Origin of the sequence: Aestuariirhabdus haliotis (assembly GCF_023509475.1) — a bacterium.
In the GTDB taxonomy this organism is placed as follows: domain Bacteria; phylum Pseudomonadota; class Gammaproteobacteria; order Pseudomonadales; family Aestuariirhabdaceae; genus Aestuariirhabdus; species Aestuariirhabdus haliotis.
In genome coordinates this window covers 66789-84979 of sequence record NZ_JAKSDZ010000011.1, presented here as the reverse complement: position 1 = coordinate 84979, position 18191 = coordinate 66789, and the positions used below count along the sequence as shown (strand labels likewise).

The following is an 18191-nucleotide window of genomic DNA, read 5'->3' as shown; positions in this document are numbered from 1 at the left end:
CTAAAATGGTTTTTCTCGGTGTTGAAGCCCTTGTTCAGGTCTCGACATGAACGGCGAGCTTCGCCTTGATAAAAACCATTTTAGGATCTGCAGAGCTATCCGAATTAATCAGAAGTGCCTTAGCTTGATGCAGCGCATTGAAGCCCTCTAGCAATGGGTTATGATTAAAGGGAACTGCATGTACTACATTAATAGTTAGGGAGCATTTAGTGGCTTTTTCCGATTCTCAGCGTCAGTACCCGTCAACCCGTCCACGCCGAATGCGTTTTGATGAGTTCTCTCGTCGATTGATGCGGGAAAACCGCCTAACCTGCGATGACCTGATTTATCCGGTATTTGTACTGGAAGGGCAGAATCAGCGCGAAGCGGTACCTTCGATGCCGGGGGTTGAGCGTTTGAGTATCGATCTGCTGCTGAAGCAATCGGACGAGATGGTGGCCTTGGGCATTCCCGCCGTTGCGTTGTTCCCGGTGACCCCGGCAGATGCCAAGAGTCTCGATGCCCATGAGGCCTTTAACCCGGATGGCTTGGCCCAGCGAGCGGTCAAGGCCCTGAAGGATCGTCACCCTGAGCTGGGCATAATGACCGACGTCGCTTTGGATCCGTTCACGACCCACGGTCAGGATGGCATCATCGACAACAGCGGTTATGTCCTGAATCAGGAAACCATTGATGTTCTGGTGCGCCAAGCCTTGTCACACGCCCAGGCCGGCGCCGACATCGTTGCGCCGTCAGATATGATGGACGGTAGAGTCGGCGCGATTCGCCAGTTATTGGAAGCAGAAGGGCACTGCAATACCCGTATTATGGCGTACTCGGCCAAATACGCCTCGGCCTATTATGGACCGTTCCGTGATGCCGTAGGTTCGGCCGGCAACCTGGGTAAGGGTAATAAGTTCAGTTACCAGATGGATCCGGCTAACAGTGATGAAGCCCTGCACGAGGTTGCGCTGGATCTGGCCGAGGGTGCGGACATGGTGATGGTGAAACCGGGCATGCCCTATCTGGACATCGTGCGCCGGGTAAAAGATGAATTAAAAGTGCCGACCTTTGTGTATCAGGTCAGCGGAGAATACGCCATGCACAAGGCGGCGTTTGCCAATGGTTGGCTGGATGAAAACAGCGTAATGCTGGAAGCCCTGCTGGCCTTCAAACGTGCCGGTGCCGATGGCATTTTGACCTATTTTGCAATGGATGCCGCCCGTTTGTTACAGGACAGCTAGCCGCTAATGCGGCTAGTGATCGAGGGTAGTGTCAGGACGCGCGTAATCCACTGCGGCAGGTTTTAATTTATGGAGGGAGCCCTATGAATCAGAACGAAATTATTAGCCGTCAGGAGACGGAGAAAAAGGTCGATAAAACGTCGGAGAAAGCTATCGAAAAGGAAACGAAGGCGGCTTCAGTCGAGGTCGAGGCTCTGGTTGAGAAACTGACCGATTACAGCAATCCAGATTATTATATAAATCGAGAACTGAGTAACCTTCAGTTTAATCTAAGGGTGCTGGAACAGGCGGCCAATGAAGATCACCCCTTGCTGGAGCGACTTCGCTATCTGCTGATTTTCAGCAGCAATATGGATGAGTTCTTCGAGATCCGTGTTGCGGGTCTCAAGCAACAGATTGACTTCTCCCGTGAGCAAGTGGGGTTGGACGGTATGCAGCCCCAGCAGTTGCTAAAAGAGATCTGCCGTATTACCCATGAGAGTGTGGCCCGACAATACGACATGTTCCAGAATCAACTGCTTCCGGCATTGAAGGAACATGACATTCATATTTTGCGTCGTAGCGAGTGGACCGAGGCCCAGGCCAAGTGGGTGAATGAATACTTCTATTCGGAAGTGATGCCGGTGATCAGCCCGATCGGCCTCGACCCGGCGCACCCCTTCCCGCGCTTGGCCAACAAGAACCTGAACTTTATTGTCTCGCTGGAAGGTCAGGATGCCTTTGGTCGGGAAACCGGTATGGCCATTATTCCTGCTCCCCGCTCACTGCCCCGTGTTATCGCCTTCCCGCCTGAGCTCAGCGATGGTGGCACCTGCTTCACGCTATTGTCGGCGATGATTCACCAGCATGCCGAAGACCTGTTCCCGGGCATGACCATCAAGGGCTGTTATCAGTTCCGCCTGACCCGCAACAGCGACCTGATTCTGGACGACGAGGTGGAGGACCTGGCGACCGCCTTGCAAGGTGAATTGCAGTCCCGTCGTTGGGGCAGCGCGGTGCGCCTGGAGGTGGCCGATAACTGTACGCCGGAGCTGGCGCATTTCTTGTTGAAAGAATTTAACCTCACCGAAGACGAGCTGTATGAGGTGAACGGGCCGGTGAACCTGTCGCGCTTGATGGACCTGTGTAATTTGCCCAATCATCCGGATCTGCAGTACCAGCCCTTTACGCCCAGTTTCCCCAAAGGCTTGATGCCCAAGGAGAACCTGTTCGAGGCCATTACCGCCAGCGATATTTTGCTGCTGCATCCGTTCCAGTCGTTTACCCCGGTGGTGGATCTGTTGCGTCAGGCCGCCAAGGACCCGCAGGTACTGGCCATTAAACAAACTCTGTACCGTACCGGTGCCAAGTCTGAGATTGTCGACGCACTGGTCGATGCGGCTCGAAGCGGTAAGGAAGTGATCGTGGTGATCGAGCTACGAGCGCGTTTCGATGAGGAGGAAAACCTGACCTTGGCCCGTCGTCTGCAAGAAGCCGGTGCCATCGTGGTGTATGGCGTGGTGGGCTATAAGACTCACGCCAAGCTGATGATGGTTGTACGCCGCGAAGAGGGCAAAATTGTTCGTTATGCGCATCTGGGTACCGGTAACTACCATGCCGGCAATGCGAGGTTGTACACCGATTACAGCTTGATAACGCGAGACAAGGATCTCACCAACGATGTGGCAAAGATCTTCCAGCAGTTGACCGGCATGGGTAAAGCGGTTCGGGTGAAGAAGCTGTTGCATGCGCCCTTCACCCTGAAGAAAGGGCTGCTCGATCATATTCAGCAAGAAATCCAGCACGTTGAAGCCGGTGCCAAGGGCCATATTATTGTCAAGTGCAACTCGCTGACCGAATCCAAGGTGATCAAGGCGTTGTATAAAGCATCACAGGCGGGTGTCAGGGTGGATCTGATTGTACGGGGCATTTGCTGCTTGCGCCCGGGAGTCCCCGGTTTATCCGACAATATTCGCGTGCGCTCAATAGTGGGTCGTTTCCTCGAGCACACTCGCACTTTCTACTTTGCTAACAATGGCGAAGCGCGTGTCTACGGTTCCAGCGCTGACTGGATGGTGCGTAACCTGGATCATCGGGTTGAAACCTGCTTCCCGATTGAGCATCCCAAGCTGGCTGCTCGGGTCAAGAAAGAGCTGGATACCTACCTGCAAGACAACTGCATGAGTTGGCAGTTGCAGAGTGATGGCAGCTATCGCCAAAACCACCCGAGGGCCAACCAGCAGCGCAAGGATTCGCAAATTCTGTTGCTGGAAAAATTGACCTAAGCTGGATCAAGGCTGGGTACTCTGGCCACCGCCCCCTTGTTTGGGGTGGTGGCTCTCTTGCATTGCGCGACGTCATGGGGCACATTGGTGATCATAAGTTTACGTTTACGGAAACTTCCCCCACCAAGAGCCGCTGATTGTGCATGCATGCCCAAATGAGCCTGTGGGCTTCGGCCCCAATCATACCATTGCCCATGCGCCATCAGCCCCTGAGGCCCAGGAACCATAGCCTCGAAATAGCATAATAGATAATAAGGAGCCCGCCTTGGATCTTTCCCTGACCGAAGAACAATCCCTGATTCGCGATACTGCGCGCCAGTTTGCCGAAACCGAACTGATGCCAGTCGCTGCCCAGCTGGACCAAACCAGTGACGCCGAGCTATTGCAGCAACAGTTGCGCAAGCTCGCCGAGCTGGGTTTTATGGGTATCAATATCGATGCCCAATACGGTGGTACCGAAGCGGGCAGTGTGGCCTTTAGTCTGGCGATCACCGAGATCGCCAAGGGCTGCGCGTCCACGGCCGTTACCACCTCGGTCACCAATATGGTGGCAGAAGTGATCCAGGCGGTTGGCTCACAAACCCAGAAGCAACGTTACCTGCCGAAGCTTTGCAGTGGTGAATACGCTGCGGGTGCCTTTTGTTTGACGGAACCGGCAGCGGGTTCCGATCCGGCCGCCATGAAAACCCGCGCCGTTCGCGATGGCGATAGCTATGTGCTGGATGGTGGCAAGATATTTATTACCAGCGCCGAATATGCGGGTGTTTTCGTCGTCTGGGCGGTAACCGACCCGGCGGCGGCCAAGGGTAAGGGGATCTCCTGTTTTCTGGTTGAGGCGGGTACGCCGGGGCTGATCATCGGCAAGCGGGAAGAGAAAATGGGCCAAAAGGCCTCGGCCACCAACGAAGTTCGGTTCGAAAACTGTCGGGTTCCAGCGGAGGCCCTGATGGGGCAAGAAAACCAGGGCTTTCGCATCGCCGCGGGTGAGCTCGCGGGAGGGCGCATCGGCATCGGTTCGTTGGCTCTGGGAGTAGGTTTGGCCGCTATCGACTATGCCCGAGCCTATATCGCCGAGCGCCAGCAGTTTGGTCAGTCGTTGATTAACTTTCAGGGTTTGCAGTGGATGCTGGCCGACACTTACACGGAGCTGGAGGCCGCCCGTCTATTGTTGATGAATGCTGCCTGCACCAAGGAGCGAGGCGAGGCCTTCGGCAGTCAGGCGTCAATGGCCAAGCTGTTTGCTTCTGAAGCGGCGAATAAAGCCTGTTACACGGCACTGCAGTTGCTGGGCGGTTACGGCTATATCAAGGAGTACCCGCTGGAGCGCAATGCCCGGGATGTGCGTATCACCAGCATTTATGAAGGCACAAGCGAAGTGCAGCGTATTATCATAGCCCGAGAGCTGATGCGGGGCCTGTAACTCAATCTGATTTTGCCGCAACAGATGCTACTTGATTGCCGCAGACTGGGGGCGTGGTCAGTTCGCTTCGAGCCAGCCCCCGAGATGCTGTTCGGCGAGATCCGCCAGCAGTTCTATATGGGCTGGACTGGCGTTTAATGCAGGAATGTATTGATAGTCGCTGCCGCCGGCGTCGACAAAAATCTCCTCATTGGTTATGGCAACCTCTTCCAGGGTTTCCAGGCAGTCGGCACTGAAGCCGGGGCAGATCACATCCACGCCGCTCCGACCTTCCTTACCCCACTCGATCAGCGTTTCATCGGTGTAGGGTTGCAGCCAGGGAGCTACGCCGACGCGCGATTGGTAGGTCAGAGACCATTGGCTGTCGTTCAGCTGCAAGGCGCTGGCGACGGCGGTGGCGGTGGCTTCACATTGCAGAGGGTAGGGGTCGCCTTTCTTAACGTAACTCAAAGGCAGTCCGTGAAAGGAAAACATCAGATGCCCCTGGCGTCCCTGTTGCTGCCAGTGTTGTTTCACGGAATTGGCCAGGGCTTCTATATAGCCGGGTTTCTCATGGTACTGACGAATAAACCGCAGCTCCGGTATATTGCGTTCGCAGCTCAGGGCTCGGGCGATGGCATCGAAGCAGGCAGCCGTGGTGGTGGCGCTGTACTGGGGAAACAGCGGCATAACCAGAATGCGTTCGTAACCCTCTTGTTTGAGCTCAGCCAACGCATTCGCAATTGAAGGGTTACCGTAGGTCATCGCCAGCTCCACCCGTACCTGTTGTTCACCCAGGCGGGAATCCAATAGGGTTTGCAGAGCGGCTTTCTGTTGCAGGCTAATGGCTCGAATCGGTGAACCTTGCTCGGTCCAGATGCTGCCGTAAGCATGCATCAGTTTGCGCGGTCGAAAGGGCAGTATGACGCCATTCAGTACGCACCACCAGATCCAGCGGGGCGCTTCTATAACCCTGCGGTCAGACAGAAATTCTCTTAGATAGCGGCGCAATGCGGCGGTTGAGAGTTCATCCGGTGAGCCAAGGTTTAACATGAGCAGGGCGGTTTTGGGGGCTGAATGACTCATATCAATCGATGCAATCCTGATAGTCGCGGGGCGACAGTAAAATGAGGTTGCCTAGTGTATCCTGCCCGCTATCACGACGCACCCATCATCGATGTTTAGGTGTTTAGTCTGGTCGGAAAGCGTGGATTTCCGGGTTCTCGAATGTCTGGTGAAACAATTGTTACGGTGCCGCTTTCTATTCCTAGCAGTGACAGATTATGATGATGACAAGCCGCATTAAGGAAAAGTGAGCGTTCAATGAGTCGATCGAAGTGGATATTGCTGGGGGTGGTTGCCCTGGCTATGGTGTTGTTCTTTGTGTTGGATCTGCGTCAGTATTTGACCCTTGATCTGTTTTCCGAGCTTTACCGGGAGAATCCCGGCAAGACCCAGTTGATCTATTTCCTGGTCTACGTTGCCGTCACGGCATTTTCTTTGCCGGGCGCAGCGATTATGACGGTGGTGGGTGGCGCCGTGTTTGGCCTCTGGACCGGGGTTGTGCTGGTTTCGTTCGCCAGTACCATTGGTGCCACACTGGCATTTCTGATCTCTCGTACATTGTTACGAGACTGGGTTCAAAAGCGCTTTGGTTCCTATCTGGAAAGTATCAATCAGGGCATCGAACGTGAGGGTGCCTTCTATCTCTTTACCATGCGCCTGATCCCGGCCATTCCTTTCTTTGTTATCAACCTGGTGATGGGCTTAACCCCGATGAAGGTCTGGCGTTTCTTCTGGGTTAGCCAACTGGGTATGCTGGCTGGCACTTTGGTGTATGTGAATGCCGGAGCACAATTGGGCCAGGTGCAAGAGTTCAGTTTGCAGGGAATCCTGACTCCTGGGCTGATCGTTTCTTTTCTGCTGCTGGCTCTGTTTCCCTGGTGCGCGCGCTTCGCCCTGGCACGGGTTCGACAGCGCAAGCTGTACCAGAATTATCCCATGCCGGATAAATTCGATACTAATATGGTGGTGATCGGTGCCGGTTCAGCGGGGTTAGTTTCTTCCTATATCGCAGCGGCCGTGAAAGCCAAGGTGTCGCTGGTGGAAAAACATCGCATGGGGGGGGATTGTCTCAACACCGGTTGTGTGCCCAGCAAGGCTCTGATTCGTAGTGCTCGGGTCAAACATTATGCCGAGCAAGCGTCCCATTATGGCCTAAAGGTGCCTGAAGTTGAGGTGGATTTCCCCGCTGTGATGGAGCGTGTGCAGCGGGTGATCAGCACCATCGAACCCCACGATTCCATTGAGCGTTTTACCGGTCTTGGGGTTGATTGCGTGACCGGCAGTGCCGAGATCAAAACGCCTTGGCAAGTCGAGGTGAATGGCGAGACGATTACCACGCGCAATATAGTTATCGCTACCGGCGCTCGGCCCTTTGTGCCACCTATTCCCGGCCTCGATCAGGTGGGTTATCTGACCTCCGATAATGTCTGGGAGCTGCGCCAGCAGCCTGCTCGCTTGTTGGTGATTGGTGGTGGCCCGATCGGCTGTGAATTGGCGCAAGCGTTTTCGCGACTCGGAAGTCAGGTGGTTCAGCTTGATATGGCACCACGTATCATGCCGCGGGAAGACCGGGATGTGTCCGAGGCGGTTGCCGAACGGTTTGCCGCCGAGGGTATCGATATTCGAGTCGATCATAAACCGGTGCTGTTCGAAAGCGATGGTGATTGTAAATGGCTGATGGCAGAACACCAGGGGGAGCAGGTACGCATCGAGTTTGATCAGTTGTTGATGGCGGTAGGCCGTAAAGCCAATACGGAAGGCTTTGGCCTGGATCGTCTGGATATAGGCACGACGCCCCAGGGTACCCTGGAGGTTAATGAGTACTTGCAAACCAGTTACCCGAACATTTTTGCCTGCGGTGATGTGGCCGGCCCCTACCAGTTTACCCATACCGCCAGTCATCAGGCCTGGTACGCAACGGTTAATGCACTCTTTGGTCGCTGGAAAAAATTCAAAGTGGATTATTCCGTTATCCCCTGGGCGACCTTTACCGACCCTGAAGTGGCTCGTGTCGGCTTGAATGAGCAGGAAGCCGATGAGAAGGGGATCGAATACGAAGTGACTCGTTACGATATCTCCGACCTCGACCGGGCCATTGCCGACGAAGAAGCCCACGGCTTTATCAAGGTGCTGACGGTGCCGGGGCGCGACCGTATTCTGGGAGTAACCATCGTTGGTTATCATGCTGCCGAGCTGATTACCGAGTACGTCGGCGCTATGAAGCACAAGCTGGGACTGAATAAAATTCTTGGAACCATCCATATCTATCCCACCCTGTCCGAGAGTAACAAGTTTGTCGCCGGGGAATGGAAGCGGGCCCACGCGCCCCAGCGTTTGCTAGCCTGGGTCGAGAAATATCACCGACGTCTGCGGGGAGGTTGAGTTTACGCTGCCTTCCCGCTGCTGTAGCTTTAGGCTAATCTGACAAGGTTATCGCGTGGATTAAGCGCTCGATAATATGTGATGGATCGCTTGAAGACGTGGCGGAGGCCTATAGATGAGCAGACTTTTAGCTGTAGTGATGATGTTTCTGGCTATGGACGCCTATTCGTATCAGGGTTGCGATAAGCTGGCGACGGGGTATGAGGCGGGTTATACCCTCTATGTGCTGTGCGATGATCTGACCGGGATAACCGAGCCTGAAGCCTCGGCATTAATGAGAAAGCTGTTTGCGCAGTATCGAGGTCCGCGGGATGAAGTTCTGGTGTACTTTGTGAAATCCCCCGGCTCTTTTGGGCGCACGCAGTTTGAATCATCAAGTTTTGTGGGTGTGTATTACACCCATGACAATAGTTTGATTATCTGGCCGGAAATAGAGGCCAAGCGTGAGTCTTTTGCTATTGAGTGGGAATAGCTATAACAACCCCTAACGATCCTTGAGGGGGTTGCTATAAACAATCATAGTTGCCGGAATTAATCAGAGTTGCCTTAGGTTAGCTTTGTAATGGTTTGCTCGATTTGACCAAAGATAGAATCGCCTTGTTCATCATACATTTCGATTGAAATGCGGTCGCCAAAACTCATAAAGGCGGTTGAAGGGGATCCACTTTGGATGGTCTCAATCATTCGCAACTCGGCGATGCAGCTGTAACCCAGCCCACCTTTTTCGATGGGCTTGCCGGGACCATCATCCTGTTTGTTGGATACCGTACCCGAACCAATAATGGTACCTGCGCACAGGGGACGGGTGCGTGCTGCATGTGCGATCAGCTGGGAAAAATCAAAGGTCATATCGACGCCGGCGTTGGGTTTGCCAAAGGCTTTGCCGTTGAGCCAGGAGCACAGGGGGAGGTGTAGCTTGTGATTGTGCCAGTGGTTATCGAGCTCATCCGGGGTGACGCAGACCGGGCTGAAAGCGCTGGAAGGTTTAGACTGATAAAAGCCGAAGCCCTTGGCCAGTTCGCCGGGAATCAGGCCCCGTAACGAGACGTCGTTCACCAGCATTAGCAGTTTGATATGCTCACCGGCCTGCTGCGAGGAACAGGCCATGGGAACATCGTCGGTAATGATGGCAATTTCTGCTTCAAAGTCGATACCAAAGCCTTCGGACTGTGGCATCTGGATATCGTCGCGGGGCCCAAGAAAGGTATCGGATCCGCCCTGATACATCAACGGATCGGTCCAGAAGGATTCCGGTATCTCTGCGCCGCGGGCCTTACGCACCAGTTCAACATGATTGACGTAAGCGGAACCATCCGCCCAATGGAAAGCCCTTGGTAAGGGGGAGGCGCAAAGGGATTGGTCGAAGGGTTGGTGATTATTTATGTTGCCCTGGTTTAGTTGCTCATAACGTTGCTGAAGCTGAGCCTTTGTCACATCCCAGGTATCCAGTGCCGCTTGCAAGGTGGGTGCTATATCGCGGGCACTGACCATAAACTGAAGGTCTCGGGAAACAACTACCAGGGCGCCGTCACGACCCTCTTTCAACGATGCCAGTTTCATCTGTCTCTTCTCACTCTGTAAATTGTCAATCGGGCCGGGTTTGGATGACCATGGCCATAGTGCAATAGATACTGATTCGCTACTGCTCGGAAGCGGTGTTGAATTCTCCCTTACCGTGCAGCCAGTCGGCGTGGCGCGGAGCTTGTTTGGTTCTAGACCACTCTTCGAGCATGGCAGGGGCAACACGTTTCAATTCTTCGAGCATGCCAGGTTGCTGCGTATTGGCTGCCAGCTCGATGCGATGACCATTGGGATCGAAAAAATAGATCGATTTAAAGATCGTGTGTTCGGTAGGGCCCAACACATCGATGCCTGCATCTACCAGACGCCTTTTAGCCGCTAGCAAGGTTTCCAGGCTGTCGACTTTAAAGGCGATGTGTTGCACCCAGGCGGGTGTGTTTTGATCTTTGCCCATCGTTTTGGCGTTAGGTAACTCAAAAAAAGCCAGCACATTATCGTTACCCGCATCCAGGAATACATGCATATAGGGATCGGCAGCCTTGGTTGAAGGAACCTCATTTTCGGCAATCGCCAGCATGAAATCCATATCCAGATGCTGCTGATAAAAATCTACCGTCTGTTTGGCATCGATGCAGCGATAGGCGACGTGATGAATGCCCTTAAGTGCCAGTGATGTCATGCTGCGCCCTCTATTTGGTTTCGGTTTGTATCGGCTTCTGGTTGGTCTCGGAAGCCCCAATAACCCCTCGGGAAATCTGATCGCGTTCTATAGATTCAAACAAGGCTTTGAAATTTCCTTCACCGAATCCCTCATCCTGTTTGCGTTGTATGAATTCAAAAAAGATGGGGCCGATTTGGGTGTCGGAAAATATCTGTAGCAGCAAACGTGGATTGCCATCTTCTGTGTTGCCATCAAGCAGAATACCCCGGGATTTTAGCTTGTCTACCGGCTCATTATGGCCGGGCAAGCGTTCTTCGAGCATGGCGTAATAGGTATCGGGCGGAGCTGTCATAAAGGGTACACCACGGGCTTTCAGCTTGTCCCAGCAGGCATAAAGGTCATCGCAGGAAAACGCAATATGCTGGATGCCTTCGCCGTTATAAGCCATCAGGTATTCTTCGATTTGACCGGTGCCGCCGCCGGACTCTTCGTTCAGCGGGATACGAATCAACCCGTCCGGTGCGCTCATGGCGCGAGAGATCAGTCCGGTATATTCACCTTTAATATCGAAGTAGCGAATCTCTTTGAAATTGAAAATGGATTCGTAAAACTTAGCCCAGTAATCCATGCGGCCACGATAAACATTATGGGTCAGGTGATCAATGACATTAAAACCGCAACCCTCGGGGGAGCGATCAACGCCTTCGATCCATTCAAAATCAATATCGTAAATGGTGTTTTGGCCCTGATAGCGGTCGATCAGATAGAGGGGCGCGCCGCCAATACCTTTGATGGCGGGTAGATTGAGTTCCATGGGGCCGGTTTCCATAACCATGGGTTGAGCGCCCAGTTCCAGCGCTCGTTCATAAGCCTGGTGGGAGTTACGAACACGAAATGCCATGCCGGATGCACAGGGACCGTGTTCTTCAGCGAAGTAAGCCGCTGGAGATTTGGGTTCATAGTTAATGATGAAGTTGATGTCGCCTTGTCGCCACAGGGTGACATCTTTTGAGCGATGATTGGCTACTTTGAGAAAACCCAGTTTATCGAAAATTTCTTCCAGTAAGCCTTTTTCAGGTGCTGAAAATTCAACAAATTCAAAACCTTCTAATCCCATTGGGTTATCAAATAGATCGGCCATATGCGCTCCCGGCTAGGAAATTTTATTGTTTTTTTAATCGCGCGTTGCGTGGGCAACGGCTCAATAAATAGTTATGGTTGTTATAAGTAGACGGCTTATAATCGTTTTTTCGCCAAATATAGCGACAGGAAAGCCATCGAACTGACTGCTTCAGGATAATAGTTGCAAATGAAACTATTATCAAGCGCGTCTAAAATCTGGCGCAGTTAGTTAGAGTTTTCTCAATGGAGCCGCATCCCGGGAACCCTGCAATGAACCAGTCACCCTTACAACTGAACAACTTTTTGCCCTATCGCCTCTACGTGCTGGCGAACCGTATCAGCCGCTCTCTGGCAGATCATTACGAGCAGCAGTTCCAGATAACCCGGCCGGAGTGGCGCATTATTGCGGTATTGGGAGAGCAACCGGATCTCTCGGCAGCTCAGGTGGCCGAATTGACGGCTATGGATAAGGTGGCAACGTCTCGTGCGGTGACCAAATTGTTGGCTTCGAAGCTGTTGATAAGAAGTTTTGCGGTCGATGACAAACGACGTTCACAACTCAGTTTGTCTGCGAAGGGGCAAAAACTTTATCAAAAAATAGTGCCGATTGCGCAGGCCTATGAAGAGAAAATTGTCTCTCAGCTCAGCGATCATGAACGCGAATTGCTGCGCACATTGTTGGAAAAACTGGACCACCTGGAACTCGACTTTTAGCGGAGTTACGAACCCCAGGTGGTGAGTGATTGATGAGCTTCTGAGTCAGATTATTATGGCTGACGGGTTATATCAGTCCGATCAACTGTTCGATAAATTGCTTCATTTCGTCATCGGTACCGATCGTGATACGCAGGTGATTACCAATACGAGGTTTGTTGAAGTAGCGCACGAGAAAACCGGCCTGTTTTAATGCTGTATAGAGATCGCCAGCGTCATGTTCTGGATGGCTGGCAAGCACAAAATTGGCTTTTGAGGGCACCACTTTGAATCCCAGCTTGTTCAGCTCTGCGGTTGTCCATTCTCGAGTGGTGATAACTTTTTCGCAGCTTCTGATGAAATGTTCATGATCTTCAATAGACGCTGCTGCCCCGGCGAGAGCTGGGCGGTCGAGAGGGTAGGAGTTGAACGAATTTTTGATACGTTCAAGCCCGTCGATAAGATCTGGATGACCTAGCGCAAAACCGACTCGAATACCCGCCAGTGCGCGAGACTTGGACAGGGTCTGAATTACCAGCAGGTTGTCATAACGGGGTACCAGTGTCGCTGCACTTTCGCCACCAAAATCGATATAGGCCTCATCGATAACCACGACCGACTCGCGGTTACGTCGCAACAGATCCTCGATTTCACTTAATGGCAGGCAGCGACCCGTTGGTGCATTGGGGTTGGGGAAGATAATACCGCCGTTCTTTGTGGGATAATCTGGTAAGCGGATTGCGAAGTTTTCATCCAGTGGCTGGGGCTGGGTTTTGATGTCATACAGCTCACAATAGACCGGATAAAAGCTGTAACTGATATCGGGAAACAGCAGAGGCAGGTCTTTTTGAAAGAAACCCTGAAAGGTGAATGCCAGCACCTCATCTGAGCCATTGCCTACAAATACCTGGTTACTATCGAGCTGATAATAGTCGGCAATGCCTTGTTTTAGCTGGCGGCACTGAGGATCTGGGTATAACCGCAGGTCATTGTTGCAAGCCTTTTGCATTGCCTCTACAGCCTTGGGGGAAGGGCCGTAGGGACTCTCGTTGGTGTTCAGCTTTATATACTGCTGGTCCTGGGGCTGCTCGCCCGGTACGTAGGGAGTCAGGGCGTGAACCTTGCGGCTCCAGAGTCGGCTCATTATCAATGCTCGTGAAGGTTGAATCGGCTGCTCATTATAGCTATCTGGCGAGTCTGCGGACAGTGATATAGGCTAGATTAGGGCACTAACTGCAAGCGTGGACGGAATGAGGCGAACACAGGCTTTTCTTTCGGGATTACTCATGATGCTGATGGCGTCAGCCAGCTATGGGGGTGATCTTACATTGCGCTTGCCGATTATTGTCGATGCTCAGGACTCGCATCACTTCTTTCATGATGTGATGCGTGAGGCATTGGAGCACCAGGGGCACAAGGTGTCTGTTCAGTACGTGTCGGTGCCCCAGAATCGGGCTCGATTGATGTTGGCGCGGGGAGAGATTACCGCTTTCTGGATGCTGAGAACCGAGCGCCGTGATAGCCGCTTCCTGGCCATACCCGGTGGTTTGACGCAGGGCGTGGCTGGCCAGCGTATTTTGCTGATTAAACCCGGGCAGCAAGCCTTGTTTGATCGAGTGAATTCTTTGCAGGATTTTCGCGATCTTGAATTAGTCGCTGGAATGGGTACGGATTGGTTCGATGTTGATATTTGGCGGCTTAATCGGCTTCCTGTGAAAGAGCATTCGGGCAACTGGAACGCTATCTATCGCATCCTGAAAAATCGCAGAGAGTACGCTTACTTTCCAAGAGGTACGCACGAAATAATAAGTGATGCCATACAGTATCCCGGATTAGCGATAGAGCAACGGTTGGTCTTGGAATATGAGAGAGACTATATTTTTTACCTCAGCAAAGAGGGAGAGTTTGCCAGACCCGAGTATCGCTTGCTGATCGAAGACGCGATACGCAAAGCCCAGGAATCCGGGCTTATCACAAAGCTGATTGCTCAATACTGGGGTAAGGATTTACAGCAACTCAACTTCCCGCAACGTATTCGGTTGCCCTTGCAAGCTCCTCGCTAATTTTGCGGGTAGTGATAATGACTCGCAGCGGTTTTAGGGTGCCAGTCGTTCAATATCCCATAGATCATCTTCTTGTCGGGTATAGAGAAAGCGGTCATGCAATCGATGAGCGCCTCCCTGCCAGAACTCAATTGTCCGAGGTGCAACGCGAAAGCCACCCCAGAAAGAGGGCAAGGGAACCTCTCCATGGGTGAATTTGTGTTTTATCTCAGCAAACTTCTGCTCCAGTAGCTGGCGTGAGGAGATGGGGTGGCTTTGCCGCGATGCCCAGGCGGCCAGTTGGCTCTCTTTCGGACGGCTGAGGAAATAGCTGAGCACTTCTCGATTGCTGAGCCGGGAAGCGTAGCCACTGACGATTACCTGGCGATCCAGCTCCAGCCAGGGGAAATGTAAGCTGACCCGGTGGTTATCCTCAATCTGCTGTGCCTTGGCGCTACCCAAATTGGTGAAAAAAACAAAGCCCCGGTGATCGAGCTGCTTTAACAGCACAATACGCTGCGATGGATAACCCTCTTTGGAGACGGTGGCCAGGCTCATGGCCGTAGGGTCTGGCAGTTTGCCGTCGATGGCTTGTTGTAGCCAGATCTCAAATTGTGAAATGGGATCCTGGTGCAGATCCTTACGGTTCAGGCCACCGTGCAGGTACTCACGCCTCAATTGTTGGATGTCCACCTTAAAGCCTCCACGACTGTATCAATCAGGCATTATCCAGCCCGCAATGGGTTATGGCTAGTCTGGCAGGGTGGGATTTTGCGGTTTTGCCCGCCCTTGTTCGAGGGCTGATCTATACTGATGGGATAATCGACCAGAGGTATGGGAAATGAACGATAAGGACAAGCAGTCGGTACTGATTATCGAGGATGAGGAGATGAATATTCGCATCCTCGGTCAGATACTGAGCCGAGAGTTCAGTATCGATGTGGCAACCAGTGGCAAGGATGCCCTCGAAAGGGCGGAACTGGATGCACTGCCGGATCTTATTCTGCTCGATGTCAGCGTGCCGGATATCGATGGTTACGAACTCTGTCGGCAGTTGTCTGACAATGAGAAAACCTCTCACATCCCAATTATTCTCATCACTTCCGAGAGTCAGGAAAAGCAGGAGGCTTATGGCCTTTCCCTGGGAGCCGTTGATTACATCGTTAAACCCTTTTCGGTACCGGTATTGGTTGCACGGGTGCGAACCCATCTGCAGTTGAAACGCCAGCGGGATATGCTGACGGATCTGACCGTGCACGACAGCCTGACGGGGGTTTATAACCGTCGCAAGCTGGATGAATGCATTCAGAATGAGCTACGCAGGGCGTGTCGAAACCAAAGCTCGCTGGCGCTTCTGATGATCGATGTTGACTGCTTCAAGGCTTACAACGACCACTATGGTCATATGGCTGGAGATCGCTGTTTGCAAAGGGTTGCCGAGTGTTTGCTGGAAAATATTCAGCGTTCGGGTGACTTGCTTGCGCGTTATGGTGGCGAAGAGTTTGTGGCCGTTTTGCCCGAAACTGACCGACACGATGCGACCGTATTGGCGCAGTTACTTTGTGATGCCGTAGCGGATTTGAATATTCCTCATGCCCATTCTTCTGTGGCCGACAGGGTCACGATCAGTGAAGGGGTTGCCGCTATGGTGCCGGATATCGATATGGAAGCCAGTCAACTGATTGACGCCGCTGATTCAGCGCTTTACAAAGCAAAAGAGGCAGGCCGGAATTCTGTGCAGGTGTATGTTGGCTAGAGCGCTGTAAAGCTCATTTTGGCTAGTCCAGAGGGCTGTTTGTCTGCATATTAAAAGGTCGGGTTGTAGCTATTCGTTATTAACCGCCGAAATTGCCGGTGGTGGGTTTTTCCGGTGCTAGATAGGGAGCTTTACATTCGCCGATCAATATCACAGAATCGGCGGGTATAAGCTTCGGGGTGCCATTCGGTGACCCCTTTTTCTTGCTCTTCGCTTGTACGCAAATCTGGATACAACCCTTTATTGTGGAGTGATTATGCGCATAGAAACCGATATAAAACTGGGTTTCAAAGACGTCCTGATCAGGCCCAAGCGATCGACTCTTAAAAGCCGGTCCCAAGTTGCACTGGATAGAACTTACACCTTTGTACACAGTGGTAGCAGTTGGAGCGGGGTTCCCGTGGTGGCCGCCAATATGGACACCGTAGGCACCTTTGCCATGGCCAGCACCCTGGCCAATCACGGCATGGTGACCGCCGTTCACAAGCATTACAGTCTGGAGTTATGGCAGGAATTCCTGAGCGTTCAGGACGAGTCCATCTATCAGCACATTATGGTCAGTACCGGTACTTCAAGCGATGATTTCAGTCGCTTGCAGGCGATACTGAAACAGCACCCCCAGCTTCGCTTTATCTGTATCGATGTGGCCAACGGCTATTCCGAGGCTTTTGTGTCCTATCTGCGCAAAGTGCGTGAGGCGTTCCCTGATAAGGTGATCGTGGCGGGTAATGTGGTTACCGGAGAGATGGTGGAAGAGCTGATTCTTTCGGGCGCCGACATTGTTAAAGTGGGTATTGGGCCGGGATCGGTCTGTACGACCCGAGTCAAGACCGGTGTCGGTTATCCTCAGTTATCGGCGGTGATGGAATGTGCGGATGCCGCCCATGGCCTCGGAGGTTTGATTATCTCCGATGGCGGCTGTGCCTGCGCTGGAGATGTTGCCAAGGCATTTGGTGGCGGGGCGGATATGGTGATGATTGGCGGCATGTTTGCCGGCCATGATGAAAGTGGCGGAGAGCTGGTGGATCGTGACGGCAAGCGCTTCAAGCTGTTCTATGGCATGAGTTCCGAAACCGCCATGGACAAGCATGCTGGAGGCGTTGCTGAATATCGAGCTTCCGAAGGAAAAACCGTGGAAGTGCCCTACCGGGGACCGGTGGTGGAGACGGTACGCGATGTTCTGGGTGGCGTACGTTCAGCCTGTACCTACGTTGGTGCTGGATCGTTGAAAGAGTTATCCAAGCGCACCACCTTTATTCGGGTGATGGAGCAGGAAAATCAGGCGTTCTCCTAGGCCGTTGGCCGCCGAATATAGAGCGGTATCAGGGTAGATGCAGCCTGAAAACGCCGCCTCCCAAAGGCTCACCATTGGTGAGGTCGATATAACCGGATCGCCCGTTTTGCTGATGAAGGCGGGCGATTTCGGTTGAAAAGTATAGCCCCAGCTGGGTGCTGCCACTGCCAAAATTAACCACCCCCTGATTTGAGCTAATTCCTTCCATACCCTGTAGTGTTTGGCCCTGAACGCACATCTGTTCGGGGTAGCCGCTGCCGTTATCGGCGACCTCAATAACCAGGTAATCATTCTGTTGGAAGGCCCTGATGTGCAAACGATCACGGGTATAACGAATGCTGTTAAGGATGACGTTATTAATCGTGCCAGCAATCAGTTGTTGGTCAAAAAAACCGATCAGTTCCGGATCGCAATCGAGTTCGGGTACGATCTGTCTGGCTTGTAACAGGGGTTCGTTGAGTGCCAACTGCTCTTGTAACAGATCGCTGACGTAACTCTCCTCCACGGACAGCGGTAACATATCTTGCTGCAGGCGATAGATGCTGAGCAGTTGAATCAGGTTGTTATTGACTCGGGAGGCTTCGTAGTTCAGTTGTGAGTAACGGGCATAATCATCGGGGCTGTTAGGCGGATGAGCCGAGCACAGGCTATCTACCGAGTTGAGTAACAAGCCCAATGAGTTTTTCATATCATGAACAGACGAGGCCAATACGGTGGCAAAGTCGATCTTTGGGTCAGAGCCTGAGTTCATATTCTATCCTGCTTGATA

At 52.7% G+C, this 18191-nt stretch carries 16 protein-coding genes; 9 read left to right on the top strand and 7 right to left on the bottom strand.

Going from position 1 to position 18191, the window contains the following annotated elements:
- The first annotated feature begins 209 nt into the window (after window positions 1-209).
- From hemB to MIB40_RS09435, 3 genes are all read left to right on the top strand, one after another.
- Window positions 210-1223: a porphobilinogen synthase gene (gene hemB, locus MIB40_RS09445; RefSeq protein WP_249693369.1), complete on the top strand. Its 1014-nt coding sequence runs from the start codon at window positions 210-212 to the stop codon at window positions 1221-1223.
- 83 nt (window positions 1224-1306) lie between these two features.
- Complete coding sequence (gene ppk1 / locus MIB40_RS09440; protein WP_249693367.1) at window positions 1307-3487, top strand: polyphosphate kinase 1; 2181 nt, start codon at window positions 1307-1309, stop codon at window positions 3485-3487.
- A 265-nt stretch (window positions 3488-3752) separates the two neighbouring features.
- The gene (locus MIB40_RS09435; RefSeq protein ID WP_249693365.1) at window positions 3753-4907 is read left to right on the top strand and encodes an acyl-CoA dehydrogenase family protein; all 1155 of its coding nucleotides are present in this window, start codon (window positions 3753-3755) and stop codon (window positions 4905-4907) included.
- A 57-nt stretch (window positions 4908-4964) separates the two neighbouring features.
- Here MIB40_RS09435 and hemH read toward each other — a convergent pair whose 3' ends face one another.
- Complete coding sequence (gene hemH / locus MIB40_RS09430; RefSeq protein WP_249693356.1) at window positions 4965-5972, bottom strand: ferrochelatase; 1008 nt, start codon at window positions 5970-5972, stop codon at window positions 4965-4967.
- Window positions 5973-6209: 237 nt separating this feature from the next.
- On the opposite strand from hemH, the gene MIB40_RS09425 reads away from it, so the two are divergent.
- Both MIB40_RS09425 and MIB40_RS09420 read left to right on the top strand, forming a co-directional pair.
- Window positions 6210-8333: an FAD-dependent oxidoreductase gene (locus tag MIB40_RS09425; protein WP_249693354.1), complete on the top strand. Its 2124-nt coding sequence runs from the start codon at window positions 6210-6212 to the stop codon at window positions 8331-8333.
- A 115-nt stretch (window positions 8334-8448) separates the two neighbouring features.
- Complete coding sequence (locus tag MIB40_RS09420; protein ID WP_249693353.1) at window positions 8449-8805, top strand: hypothetical protein; 357 nt, start codon at window positions 8449-8451, stop codon at window positions 8803-8805.
- 74 nt (window positions 8806-8879) lie between these two features.
- Here the strand turns inward: MIB40_RS09420 and MIB40_RS09415 are convergent, their stop codons facing one another.
- From MIB40_RS09415 to hppD, 3 genes are all read right to left on the bottom strand, one after another.
- Window positions 8880-9893 carry a fumarylacetoacetate hydrolase family protein gene (locus MIB40_RS09415; protein WP_249693352.1) on the bottom strand — a complete coding sequence of 338 codons (1014 nt, stop codon included), beginning with the start codon at window positions 9891-9893 and terminating at the stop codon, window positions 8880-8882.
- 79 nt (window positions 9894-9972) lie between these two features.
- Window positions 9973-10533, bottom strand: a complete 561-nt coding sequence (locus MIB40_RS09410) for a VOC family protein (protein WP_249693351.1) — start codon at window positions 10531-10533, stop codon at window positions 9973-9975.
- Window positions 10534-10543: 10 nt separating this feature from the next.
- Window positions 10544-11656: a 4-hydroxyphenylpyruvate dioxygenase gene (gene hppD, locus MIB40_RS09405; RefSeq protein WP_249693346.1), complete on the bottom strand. Its 1113-nt coding sequence runs from the start codon at window positions 11654-11656 to the stop codon at window positions 10544-10546.
- Between the two features lie 251 nt (window positions 11657-11907).
- Between hppD and MIB40_RS09400 the strand changes: the two genes are divergently transcribed.
- Window positions 11908-12351, top strand: coding sequence for a MarR family winged helix-turn-helix transcriptional regulator (locus MIB40_RS09400; RefSeq protein WP_249693345.1), 444 nt, complete (start codon window positions 11908-11910; stop codon window positions 12349-12351).
- Window positions 12352-12418: 67 nt separating this feature from the next.
- Here MIB40_RS09400 and hisC read toward each other — a convergent pair whose 3' ends face one another.
- Entirely contained in the window at window positions 12419-13474 is a 1056-nt protein-coding gene (gene hisC, locus MIB40_RS09395) for a histidinol-phosphate transaminase (RefSeq protein ID WP_249693343.1), read from the bottom strand.
- Window positions 13475-13616: 142 nt separating this feature from the next.
- Between hisC and MIB40_RS09390 the strand changes: the two genes are divergently transcribed.
- Window positions 13617-14393, top strand: a complete 777-nt coding sequence (locus tag MIB40_RS09390; RefSeq protein WP_249693341.1) for a hypothetical protein — start codon at window positions 13617-13619, stop codon at window positions 14391-14393.
- Window positions 14394-14426: 33 nt separating this feature from the next.
- Here the strand turns inward: MIB40_RS09390 and pdxH are convergent, their stop codons facing one another.
- Complete coding sequence (gene pdxH, locus MIB40_RS09385) at window positions 14427-15065, bottom strand: pyridoxamine 5'-phosphate oxidase (RefSeq protein ID WP_249693338.1); 639 nt, start codon at window positions 15063-15065, stop codon at window positions 14427-14429.
- A gap of 148 nt (window positions 15066-15213) precedes the next feature.
- On the opposite strand from pdxH, the gene MIB40_RS09380 reads away from it, so the two are divergent.
- Entirely contained in the window at window positions 15214-16128 is a 915-nt protein-coding gene (locus MIB40_RS09380) for a diguanylate cyclase (RefSeq protein ID WP_249693337.1), read from the top strand.
- Between the two features lie 256 nt (window positions 16129-16384).
- Window positions 16385-17422, top strand: coding sequence for a GMP reductase (locus tag MIB40_RS09375; RefSeq protein ID WP_249693336.1), 1038 nt, complete (start codon window positions 16385-16387; stop codon window positions 17420-17422).
- Between the two features lie 28 nt (window positions 17423-17450).
- On the opposite strand, the gene MIB40_RS09370 is transcribed toward MIB40_RS09375, so the two are convergent.
- Window positions 17451-18173, bottom strand: coding sequence for a sensor histidine kinase (locus MIB40_RS09370; RefSeq protein WP_249693335.1), 723 nt, complete (start codon window positions 18171-18173; stop codon window positions 17451-17453).
- Window positions 18174-18191 lie beyond the last annotated feature (18 nt).